An 11351-nucleotide genomic window follows, 5' to 3' on the forward strand; every position below is an offset into this window, starting at 1 on the left:
TTCATTCGAACATGCGGACGAAGTTAACGCAAGCCGAATTCGAAGATATCTACCCCTGCGCCGGAAGGAACGGATCCACGAGGGTCGCCGATGCCAGCGGATGCCGACGCTCGGCGGGCGGCCGCGGCCCGGCCCCGCGCACATCGGGCACGCGGATACCCAGCTCCTCTGCCGGCGACCCCGGCCGAACCCGCAGATCGCGCGCCTCGACATCCACGAACAGCGGATCGGCGGTGACCGAATGCCGGTCATGCCCGAGCCGCGCCCACTCGTCGTCGAGACGCTCGACGATGTCGAAACCGACGCGCCCGTCCGCGCCGGTCGCCCTCGCCGCGTTCGCCGCCCGCGAGGCCCCTTCCCGCAGCGCAGCATCCCAGAAGAGATTCAGGTCGCTGTCGATCCCGAAGTTCCGGATGTCACGGTGGTCCGGGTAGCCGACGAAGGCCGGCATCCCGTCACCCACGACGATGTTGCGGTGGAAGGTGAACGACACGTGATCCTCGGGGCGCGTGATCGAGATCTGTCCGTTGCGGCCGAAGGCCCAGACGTTGTCGCGGATGATCACCTCGCGGCCGTAGTGCTGGTGATACGCCTGGCTCGACACGTCGTGCACCACGTTCTGCTCGATCACCACGTGCGACGACCCCTCGTCGAGGTAGATTCCCCACCCGCCGTAGTTCGCGCACTCCACGTCGTGGATGCGATTGCCGCGGATCACCGTTCCCGGGGCGATGCCGAGCAGATACACGCCGCCCATGTCGTTGAGCAGCCCTCCACCCAGGTGGTGGATGTCGTTGCCCTCGATGCGGTTGCCCTCGGACGGGCTGTGCAGGTAGTCCCACGTCCAGCCGACCGAGACTCCCGAGTAGAGGAATTCGCGGATCTCGTTGTGCGCGATGACGTTGTGCGAGCCGTGCTGGAAGAGCACCGCGACCGCGTTCGGGTAGACCTGTCCGCCGCGCTCGATGAGGCAGTCCGACACCTCGTTGGCCCGGTTGTAGTCGGCGGCCAGGGCGTCGATCCCGCCCCCGGAGCGCACAGCCCCCGCGCCGAGATCGCGGAACTCGACGCCGCTGATCAGCGCGCCGCGGGTGCCGGGGCCGAGGCTCACGCCATACCCGCCGACGCGTTCGATCGCGCCGCCGACGATCGCGCAGGACCGCGCGAAGGAGAACCGCAGGGCAGCGGGCACGGTGCTCGCCGCCTGCACGTCGGCCGCATACCTTCCGTCGGCCGGTAGCTGCGGATCCTCCCGCACGCCGAACGGCGGTACGGCCGCGGGCACCGCCTCGAAGTCCGCCTCCGCGAACCGGATGCCCTCGAAGCGCACCTCGCGCACCGGCGCCTCCGCCGTGCCGTCGAGGGTCACGAAGGCGTCTGCCACCGGCATCCGTACGTCGAGATCGGTGATGTCGGTGCCGGGGGAGGGCAGGTACAGCACGTGCGGTCCGGATGCTCCGACGAGCTGGCCCGTCGCATCGAGGTACCACTCGCCGGCGACCTCGCCGAAGCTCTCGGCGACGTTGTCGAGGTAGTACCGCGCGAAGAGGGCGGCGGCATCGTCGCGCAGGGCGAAGATGCTGCGCAGTGAACTCGTGATCGTGCGGTTCTCGCGGTCGATCGCGGTGATCGGCATCCGCTCCTGCACCCAGTAGTGCGGCACCACGATCTCGACGGCACCTTCCTGCGCCAAGGAGGGGATGTCGCCCTCGGCGAAGCGGAAGGATGCCGCGCCGTCGAACAGCGTGCCGACGAAGCTGCCGGCGGGGTCGAGCCCGGCCTGCTCCTCGACGCGCAGGAAGCCATCGCGCGGATACCGAGGGCGGGATGCCGCGACACCGTCGACGTACAGGCGACGTGCGACCGCACGCGGAGCGGGTGCGGCGAACGCCTCGACGCCGTTGACCGAGACCGGCCGCCAGCCCGTCAGGCGCACGGATCCGCGGAGCATGGGAGGGTTCGAGGGGTCTGCGGCGACCACTGACGTGAACGAATCGGCCGCCGTGAACGACACCGGTGGGGTGTGCGCGTACTCGCCCCCGGCCATCCAGATCACGGCGCGCTGCCCGGGCTCGCGCCGCTTCCGCACGAGTTCGAGCGCGTGTGCGAGGTCGTTCGCCGGATAGCCGTGCGATCCGTCGGCGTACGGCGATCCGTTCGGGGCGGCGTACACCTCGATCCGGTCCGTGCTCATGCGCTCAGCCCTTCGTGGCGCCGGCGGTGACTCCGGCGGAGATCTGCCGCTGGAAGATCAGGTACACGACGATGATCGGCGCCACCGCGAGGAGAACGCCGGCGATGTACGTCGGCACGTTGTCGGGGTACTGGCCGCGCAGCGCGCTCACGCCGACCATGACGGTGCGGTTCTGCGGCGACTGCATGATCAGCAGCGCGATGAGGATGTCGTTCCACACGAACAGCGCATTCAGGATGCCCATCGAGATCAGAGCGGGCTTGCCCACCGGCACCATGATCCGCCACCACACGCCGAACAGTCCGCTGCCGTCGACGCGGGCTGCCTCGGTGAGTTCCCTCGGGATGCCGGAGTAGTACGACGTCATGAAGAACACCGTGAAGGGGAGGAACTGCGCGACGTACGCGATGATCAGCCCCGGGAACGTGTTGATCAGTCCCATGTCGCTGAGCACCTTGATGGTGGGGACCATGATCACCTGGAACGGGATCATCATCATCGCCAGGATGATGAGGAACGCGATCTTGCTCCCGCGGAACGTGAGGTGGCTGAGCGCGTACCCGCACATCGAGGCGAGCACCAGCAGGATCGCGACCGAGAACACGGTCACGATGATCGTGTTCGCGAAGTAGCGGCCCATGTCGGCGTTGGTCCACGCGTCGATGAAGTTCTGCACGTTGAACGTCTGGGTGACGCCCAGGCGGTCGAGCACATAGTCCTTGCGCGTCTTGAGCGAGATGTTCAGGCCGTAGAGCATCGGCGCGATGGTGGCCAGAGCCAGCAGCATCATGGGGATGGCGATGAGCCACCTGCCCAGGCGTTCCCGGCGCATCATGCCTCCTTCGTGGCGCGGCGGAGCACGCGGATCTGGATCAGGCCGATCACCAGCACGATCAGCAGCAGGAAGACGGATGCCGCCGAGGCGAGCGCCGGGCGGGCTTCGCCGTTGAGCTTCCAGATGAGGAACTCCGGCAGGTAGCTCGCAGCTCCGGGGCCGCCGGCGGTCATCGTGTACAGGAGGCCGAAGAGGCCGGTGAGCATGCCGATCGTGGTGGTGACGAAGACGAACTGGATGGTCTGGCTGAGGCTGGGGATGATGACATGCACGATCTGCTGCCAGAGGTTCGCGCCGTCGATCTTGGCCGCGTCGAGCAGCTCGGCGTCGAGGGTTGCGAAGCCGGCGAGGAAGATGGTGAAGGCCATGCCGAACGTCGCCCAGATGTGCACGACGAGCACGGAGGGCAGTGCGGTGTTCGGCAGGCCCAGCCAGTCGACTCCGGGGATGTTGACCGCGCCGAGCGCGTTGTTGATCGGCCCGTTGGCGGCGAGCAGGATGTTGAAGATCGCGCCGATGATGATCGGCGACAGCACCACCGGTAGGAAGTACACGCTGCGGTAGAAGCGGTGACCGGGGATCTTGAGGAAGACGAACGTCGCCAGGATGCCGGCGACGAAGACCTCGATCGGCACGAAGAGCAGCACGACCAGCACGTTGCGGGCGGATGCCTGGAAGCGGGCGTCGCCGAGGAGGGTGAAGTAGTTGTCCAGTCCGACGAACTGCCCGTTGAGCTCCCGGTCGCCGGTGAACGAGTAGTTCACGCCGAGCAGCAGCGGGTAGAGCCGGAAGGCGACGAGGATGAGGATGACCGGCAGCACCATGAGGTAGGGCGCGATGCGCTCGGACGTCCACGGCTTCTTCCGCAGCGGAACGCCGAGGTCGGCGCGGACGCGGCGGGCGGTGCGGCCGCGGCCCGGAGCCTTGTTCTCGAGAACAAGGCTCCGGGTCGAGGTGGTGTCGGTCGACAAGGGATCAGCCCTCCGACGCTGCCAGCTGGGCTGCCGCGTCCTGGACGGTGACCTCGCCGCCGAGCAGCTGCTGTCCGAGGCGGTGCAGCAGGTCGAGCGTGTCGGCTTCGAGCGCCGTGTGGAGCAGCGGCTTGCTGCCGGACAGCTCGCTGACGATGTCGTTCGCCGACGAGATGTCGGTGTCCAACTCGATCGTCGTGTCGGAGGTGATCTGGCCACCCGCGAGCGAGTAGGCGGCGAGGGCGTCGTGGTCGACCGTGGCCTTGATCCAGTCCACGCCGAGTTCCTTCTTGTCCTCGTTGAGCACGCCGTAGCCGATGCCGCCCTCCGCGGGAAGCGCCAGGGTCGTGCCGTCGTTCGTGCTGACCGGCATCATGAACCCGAGGTCCTCACCGAGGAACTCGTCGAACTGCTTCCAGTGCGCGGTGCCGCTCATGAGGCCCACGACCATCGCCGACTTACCGCCGGAGAAGAGGTCGAAGGAGTCGTTGAACATCGCGGTGGAGTTCGCACCCTCGTTGTACCAGCCGTCGGCTGCGGTATCTGCCCACAGCTGCAGCGCCTGCACGGCGTGCTCGCTGGTCCAGTCGCGCTCGCCGTCGATCCAGGCGTCGTACTCCTCCGGCGTGAAGATACCCGAGGCGAAGCCGGAGAGGAAGAACTCGATGCCGAGCCCCTCCTTGTTCCCGAGGGCGAAGCAGGAGGCCTCGGTCTTCTCGGTGATCGCGGTGCAGGCCGCGGCCAACTCGTCCCAGGTCGCGGGCGGGGTGTCCGCGTCGAGACCGGCGGCGGTGAAGAGCGCCTTGTTGTAGTAGATCGGGAAGCCCTGCAGGAACATCGGCGCGGAGTACGTCTCCCCGTCGGCCTGGAAGGCGGGCCAGCCGGCAAGAGTGTCCTCGAGGTCGGCGAGCTCGTCGGTCAGGGGCACGAGGGTGTCGGCGCGGCTCTTGAGCTGCGTGCCGCCGTTGAAGAGCGCGAGGTCGGGGCCGGTGCCGGCTTCGACCGCGCTGCCGAGCAGCGTGTAGTACTGGTCGAACGGCTGGTTGACGATCTCGACCTCGACGTCGGGGTGCTTCTCCGCGAACGCGGCCTTGACGTCTTCCGTGTAGGCGGCTGCGGCCTCGTCGGCGTCGCCCCAGTTCCAGATGACGAGCTTGTCGTCGGTGCCCGAGCCTTCGGACGAGCCGCTCGGCGATGCACCTCCACAGCCGGTGAGTGCCAGTGCCGCCACACTGATGGCGGCGGGGATGGCGATCCTTCGCTTCATTGCGGATCCTCTCGACGTTGATGAAGAAGTTGCTGCAGGACCTGAGGGTGCAGGTCTCTGAAGGGAAACATACTACGTCTTACGAAAACGGGCAAGCAAAGGTCACATGACTGATGTTCGACCGTGATGAAGGGATCAGTCACCGACCCAGCTGAGCGACGAGTGCTCGACGCCGTTCCAGGCTCGGCGATCGCGGGCCGCCGGCCGGGAGGAGAAAATCCCGCGCCAGGCTCTCCATATCCCGCTCGGCCCAGCGTCGAGCCAGGTCGCCGCGGTTGGCAGCGGACAGCTGCGAGAGGGCGTCTTCGCCGAGCAGTCGGGTCGATGCGGCTTCGACGTCCATCCCCAACTCGGACAGGAGAGCGAACCCCTCATCCGTGTCGTAGAGCCGCTCCGAGATCTCTGCGGCGGTCTGGTACCAGAACGCCGCAAGCGCGAGATCCTTGGCATCCCTGTCGTGCCCGTAGTACTGCACGGAGCGGTCGATCCACGATCGCATCTTCAGTGCCGCGTAACCGGCTGGTTGAGGGATACGGATCTCGTGACCTGTGGGCAACATCAGAGGCAGGGAGCGGTCGTATACGTCACGGAAGCCGAAGACGACGAGGTCCTGGCCGCGCGCGGCGGGGTGAGTGATGCCTTCGGGGTCTTCGACATCGCCGAAGGGCATGATGTCTACGGGGGTCTCGGCGATACGGTAGCGGATGCCGTTGCTCCCGATCTGCCGGTAACGCTCGTCGATCCGGGTCGATATCCCCCAATCGCTGACAGCGATGCCGAGGTCGATGTCTGTCGTCGCTCGGGCTTCGAAAGCGTGTCCGAATGCGGCGTGCAGGATGTCGCGGCATGCGGCTCCGACGAGCATGATCTGCGAAGGATCGGCGCCTGTCTCCGCGGCGAGGTCGACGATCACGGGCGTGATCGTGTCGTACAGACCCACGTCCACCTGCGTCAGATCGATCATCGGTGGCGCTCGCGGAGTTGCTGGGCCGCTTCGCGCTGGCGGGCATCGTTCGACGCGATCAGATCCGCGTACACGAGCAGCCATGGCGCGGGGTGAATGCCTGGCTGTGTCTCGTCGCCCTCTGATCTCCAGAAGCGGTGTCGGAGGAAGATGTTCGGGTGGTCATCGTCGCGACGCCACCGGCGCGCACGAATGAACTCCGTCGGATACTCGACGGTGTAGAGAGTCGCCGTCTCAGGGCGGAGGAGGTCGGGGACGGCGGCCTCGCCGCCGACGTAGATCGCTGAATCCTTCGCATCGAGGTTTCGCCATTCGCCGGAGAAGCGTCCTGTGTTCGCAGCGGACCCGAGCCCCGAAGGGAACGAGATCGTCCACTGATCGATGAGTCGGTCATGCAGAAGTGGAGTCAGTTCCCTGCGATCGTCCAGATAGCTGTACTGGGTGAGCAGTTCGAGCGTCTCCTGGGTCTGGCCCAGTGACGCGCCGGCCGCTGTTGCGAGCTGACGGACGGGCATCGACAGCAGCTCCGGCCACGAGAGAAGTGCGAAGATCACCTGCGCCCTCTTGCGGCTGAACAGGTTCACGCCCCCTCGGGTCATGCGCGGGCTGTCCGCCTTCGCGCCCTGCACACTGCGTCTTCCCCGCACATCGATGTGCACGCCGGGGAAATCGATGAGCGCATTGCCTGCCGTATCGATGTAGTCGATGCCCAATTGTCGGAACATCGCGGCGCTTCGCTCGGTCACGCGTGGGCCCACGAGGAGGAGCCGCTCCGACCTTTCGTGGTGCGGTTGCACCCAGTCGTTGGACGAGACCGTCAGGGGATCCGCGTGTGCAACGTGATACGCCGCTCGAGAGTCGCCGTGGGCGAGGGTGGCAGCGACAGTCTCCCGGGTGGGAAGTTCGGCGAGGTCGAGCGGCTCGATGATGCGGAGCCCCAGCTCATCGAAGCGGTCCGCCAGGCTCTGTGCGAGACTCTCGTTCATGCGAACTCCTGGTTCGTTTTATCTCCGTGTTCATTTTAAATGAAAATCACGTAAGAGTGAACAGTGGGGCGTCCCGGTGCGTCGTCGTTCAGGAGCGCTTCTCGGAGGGCAGCCGACGACGCGACCACGACCCGAGGATGTGTGCGCTCATCGCGATGCGCGCGCCCTCGGCATCGCCGGCGGAGATCGTCTCGACGATCTTCTCGTGCTCGGCGAGGGTGAGTTCGAACGCGTGCGCGGGGTCGACGCCGGTGAAGCGATCGCTACCGACCGCGTGTGCGATCAGCACGCGGGCGATGTTCTCCGCAAGCGCGTTGTCGGCGAGTTCCATGACGGACCGGTGGAAACGCAGGTCGGCCTCGCGGAAGGCGGCGGAGTCGTCGACGCACTCGGCCATCGCGGCGAGGTCCTCTCGGAGTCGTGCGCGCGCCTCGTCGTCGACCGTGGTCGCAGCGGCGGCCGCCATCGCCGCTTCGAGCGCGCCGCGGACCACGCTCAGATCGTCGAGCACGCCGAGCGTCGAGTCGTTCGTGATCATGGTGGAGAGCACCAGCGGGTCGAGCACGTTCCAGCTCGTCGAGGGATTCACGTGCGTGCCGCGGCCCTGGGCGACGGTCACCATGCCCTTCTCCTGCAAGCGCTTCATGGTCTCGCGGATCACTGTGCGGCTGACGCCGAACTGCACGCTGATGACGCTCTCCGGGGGCAGCAGGTCGCCGGGCCCGAACTCGCCGGTGACGATCGACTGCACGAGCTCCTTCAGCACGGTCGCGCCGATGCGGTCGATCGGGGTGCGTGCGCGCGCGGCGGTGGCGGGATCTGCGGGCAGAGTCATGCCAGACACTCTATTGATCCGGCTGCCCGCTGGACACCGGACACTCGCGAAACCCCAGACATATGATGTATGGTGTTTGCTACTGCTCGATCTCTCACACTCAAGGGCGACATGAAGATCACCGGCTTCCGCACGCTGCGCACCGTCCACGACTGGGGACGGCCCGTCGGCGACGTCAACGGATTCATCGCATCCGGCGTCACCGACGTCCCGCTGGTGATCCTCGAGACGGACGAGGGCGTCGAAGGAGTCGGCATGGGGTCGCACGCCGACCTCGACCGCCTGTTCCCCGCGATCGAGGGACAGGATCCCCGCGCCGTGACCACGCTCTACGACGCGATGCTCGCGCGGGTGTTCAAGTCGTCGCACGGCGGCGCCACCTTCGGCGGCATCGGCGCGTTCGACACCGCCCTCTGGGACATCAAGGCCAAGCTCGCCGGAGAACCGCTGTGGCGTCTGCTCGGCGCGGGCGACCGTTTCGTGCCCGGATACGCCTCGGGACTCGACGCGGCCCTGACCGACGAGCAGCTCGCCGACCTCTATCGGCGCTTCGCCGACCGCGGGTACACCGCCGCCAAGCTCAAGGGCGGTCGCAACGTCGAAGCCGACCTCCGACGTTTCGGCATCCTCACCGATCTCCTGACAGCGAACGGCGCACCGCCCGCGCTCATGCTCGACGCGAACGAGTCATGGAACCTCAAGCAGGCCGTACGTCACGTCAGCGCTCTCGAGGAGCACCTCGACCTCACCTGGGTCGAGGAGCCTCTCCGTCGGTGGGACGCCGCAGGTCACGCCCGCCTCAGCGCGGCCATCAAGGCCTCGGTCGCGACAGGGGAGAACCTCACCGGCCTCGAGCAGTACCGGCCGCTCCTCGACGCCGGCGGGGCCGACATCGTGCAGGCCGGCGCGGTCTGGGGCATCACGCACTTCCTCCGCGTCGCGGTCACCGCGCACAGCCGCGACCTGCCGGTCAGCCCGGTCGGCCTCACGGCGAACCACGCGGTCACCGCCGCGGCCGCGGCCGTGCCGAACCATCTCTCCGCCGAGGTGCAGGATCTCGGCTCTCCGTTCGGGCTCACGCTCGACCAGGAGTTCGAGAGCGGCGGCATCGTGCTGGGCGACCGGCCCGGTGTCGGCATCCAGGTCGACGAGGCCGCGATCCTCCGAGCCCGCAGCGACGCCGACTGGCAGGAGCCCGCCGGTCCGCACGTGCGCTCGCCGCGGGCGGGCCTCCGACTCGTCGACAACGGCGCCTGGGGCGAGTGATGCAGCTCCGCCCCGGCATCCATCGCGTCCAGGCGCCGCTCGGCGAGCGCTTCATCGCGATGTACCTGCTCACCGGTCCCGACGGCGCGCTGCTGTTCGACACCGGGGTCGCCGATTCGGTTCCGGGCACCCTGCTGCCGTACCTCACTGATATCGGCTTCGACCTCGCCGACCTCCGCTGGGTGATCAGTTCGCACTGCGACTTCGACCACACCGGCGGGAACTTCGCGCTCGCCGCCGCCGCGCCGCACGCCGAGTTCCTCGCCGGTCGCGCGGACGTGGCGATGACCGAAGACGTCGAGCTGCTCATCTCCGCTCGCTACGGCGAGTTCGCGGCCCTGGACCGGTTCGACGACCCGCCCGAGACCACCGCCGAGGTGCGCCGATCGACAGGTCTCGTGCCGGTGGGCCGCGCCCTCGACGGCGGCGAGACGTTCGATCTCGGCGACCGCACGATCGAGGTGCTGTCGGTCCCCGGGCATTCGCCGGGTCACCTCGCGCTATGGGATGCCGAGAACCGCGCGCTCCTCATCTCCGACGCCGTGCTGGGCGAGACCGTGCCGACCGCCGACGGGCGCCCGGCCTTCCCGCCGACCTACCGGGACACGGTCGCGTATGCCGACAGCATCCGTCGTCTGCGCGCGCTCGACGCCGACCTGCTGCTGACCGCCCACTACCCCGTGTACGAGGGAGCGCCCGTCACGGCCTTCCTCGACGGCTCGCTCGCGTACATCGAGCGGGTCGACCGCGTGATCGAGGAGGTGCTCGCCTCGGGGGAGGAGCACACCTCGCTCGATCTCATCCGTCGTGCGGCGGCCGATCTGGGCCCGTGGCCTGCGGCCGCCGCCGACTACCTGATCTTCCCGATGACCGGGAACCTCGAGCGGCTCGTCGCGCAGGGGCGGGTCGTCGAGGGCGAGAGAGACGGCATCCGCACCTGGCGGTGGCTCGCGTGACCGTCCCCGACGTGGCGACGAAGGTGCGCCTCGGCGCGATCGGCGCCGGCTGGTGGGCCACGAGCAACCACTTCCCGCTCTTCGCGGCGCGTGACGACGTCGAGCTCGTCGGCGTCTGCGGGAAGGGCGAGGGTCTCGAGGCCGTGCGCGCGAAGTTCGGCTTCGGCTTCGCAACGGAGGATGCGACCGAGTTGCTGGATGCCGACATCGACGCGGTGGTGATCTCGACTCCGCACGACCTGCATCACCCGCTCGCCGCCGAGGCGCTCGCACGCGGACTGCACGTGCTGTGCGAGAAGCCGATGACCCTGCACGCCGCCGAGGCGTGGGACCTCGCCGCGCGGGCCGAACAGGCGGGAACCGTCTTCCTCGTGCCGTACGGCTGGAACTACAAGCCGTTCACCGTCGCCGCCAAGCGGATGCTCGAGAGCGGGGCGATCGGCGAGATCCAGTACGCCATGTGCCACATGGCCTCGCCGACGCGCGGGCTGTTCGGCACCGACCCGTCGCACATGCTGGAGCGCTGGAACTCCGACACCGCCCCGGACCCCCGCACCTGGTCGAGTCCGGAGAAGGGCGGCGGCTACGCCCACGGACAGATCACGCACTCCTCGGCGCTGCTGTTCTGGCTCACCGGGCTGCGCGCGGCATCCGTCGCCGGCCGCGTGATCTCCGCCGGGGCGCCCGTCGACCTGTTCGACGCCGGTGTCATCCGCTTCGACAACGGCGCGGTCGGCTCGCTGTCCGGAGCGGCCACGCTCGCCGACGGCGACAAGTACCAGGTCGACATCCGCCTGTTCGGCACCGAGGGCGTGTTGATGATCGACGTCGAGCGCGAGCGGGTCACGCTCAGCCGCTACGACGGCCGCCGCGAGGAGGTGGCGATCGCGGAGGGCGAGGGTGAGTACGAGTGCCTCGAGCCGCCTGCCCGCTTCATCGAGCTGATCACCGGCCAGAGCCACGAGAACAACTCCGACGTCACGGTCGCCGCCCGCTCGGTCGAACTCATCGACGCGCTGCTGCGGTCGTCCGCCGCCGGCGGCGTCGACACCCCTGTCTGAACATCCACGCACCGAG

Annotated in this window: 10 protein-coding genes; 3 read left to right on the plus strand and 7 right to left on the minus strand. The window is 67.9% G+C overall.

What is annotated here, in order from left to right:
* Positions 1 to 49 precede the first annotated feature (49 nt).
* The 7 genes from RS85_RS19070 to RS85_RS13725 all read right to left on the minus strand — a co-directional run bounded on the left by RS85_RS19070 (position 50) and on the right by RS85_RS13725 (position 8052).
* Positions 50 to 2194, minus strand: coding sequence for a right-handed parallel beta-helix repeat-containing protein (locus RS85_RS19070; RefSeq protein ID WP_052703569.1), 2145 nt, complete (start codon positions 2192 to 2194; stop codon positions 50 to 52).
* A 4-nt stretch (positions 2195 to 2198) separates the two neighbouring features.
* Positions 2199 to 3026 (minus strand): carbohydrate ABC transporter permease, encoded by an 828-nt coding sequence (locus RS85_RS13700; RefSeq protein ID WP_046014201.1) that lies wholly within the window; start codon positions 3024 to 3026, stop codon positions 2199 to 2201.
* Entirely contained in the window at positions 3026 to 4000 is a 975-nt protein-coding gene (locus RS85_RS13705; RefSeq protein ID WP_200894841.1) for a carbohydrate ABC transporter permease, read from the minus strand. The genes RS85_RS13700 and RS85_RS13705 overlap by 1 nt, the downstream gene beginning before the upstream one ends.
* Before the next feature lie 4 nt (positions 4001 to 4004).
* Entirely contained in the window at positions 4005 to 5267 is a 1263-nt protein-coding gene (locus RS85_RS13710; RefSeq protein WP_046014029.1) for an ABC transporter substrate-binding protein, read from the minus strand.
* Between the two features lie 139 nt (positions 5268 to 5406).
* A complete protein-coding gene (locus tag RS85_RS19075) occupies positions 5407 to 6231 on the minus strand; it encodes a hypothetical protein (protein ID WP_052703570.1) in 825 nt (274 codons plus the stop codon).
* Positions 6228 to 7217: a type IV toxin-antitoxin system AbiEi family antitoxin gene (locus RS85_RS13720; RefSeq protein WP_052703571.1), complete on the minus strand. Its 990-nt coding sequence runs from the start codon at positions 7215 to 7217 to the stop codon at positions 6228 to 6230. The genes RS85_RS19075 and RS85_RS13720 overlap by 4 nt, the downstream gene beginning before the upstream one ends.
* Before the next feature lie 88 nt (positions 7218 to 7305).
* Positions 7306 to 8052 (minus strand): FadR/GntR family transcriptional regulator, encoded by a 747-nt coding sequence (locus RS85_RS13725; protein WP_046014030.1) that lies wholly within the window; start codon positions 8050 to 8052, stop codon positions 7306 to 7308.
* Positions 8053 to 8163: 111 nt separating this feature from the next.
* Here RS85_RS13725 and RS85_RS13730 point away from each other — a divergent pair, with 111 nt between their 5' ends.
* From RS85_RS13730 to RS85_RS13740, 3 genes are read left to right on the plus strand one after another with little or no spacing between them, the layout of a single operon-like run.
* Positions 8164 to 9318, plus strand: a complete 1155-nt coding sequence (locus RS85_RS13730) for a mandelate racemase/muconate lactonizing enzyme family protein (protein ID WP_046014031.1) — start codon at positions 8164 to 8166, stop codon at positions 9316 to 9318.
* Complete coding sequence (locus tag RS85_RS13735) at positions 9318 to 10274, plus strand: MBL fold metallo-hydrolase (protein WP_046014032.1); 957 nt, start codon at positions 9318 to 9320, stop codon at positions 10272 to 10274. The genes RS85_RS13730 and RS85_RS13735 overlap by 1 nt, the downstream gene beginning before the upstream one ends.
* Positions 10271 to 11335, plus strand: a complete 1065-nt coding sequence (locus RS85_RS13740; protein ID WP_160298630.1) for a Gfo/Idh/MocA family protein — start codon at positions 10271 to 10273, stop codon at positions 11333 to 11335. The genes RS85_RS13735 and RS85_RS13740 overlap by 4 nt, the downstream gene beginning before the upstream one ends.
* The last annotated feature ends 16 nt before the right edge of the window (positions 11336 to 11351 follow it).

The sequence above is a fragment of the Microbacterium sp. SA39 genome (assembly GCF_000967865.1).
Classification (GTDB): Bacteria; Actinomycetota; Actinomycetes; order Actinomycetales; family Microbacteriaceae; genus Microbacterium.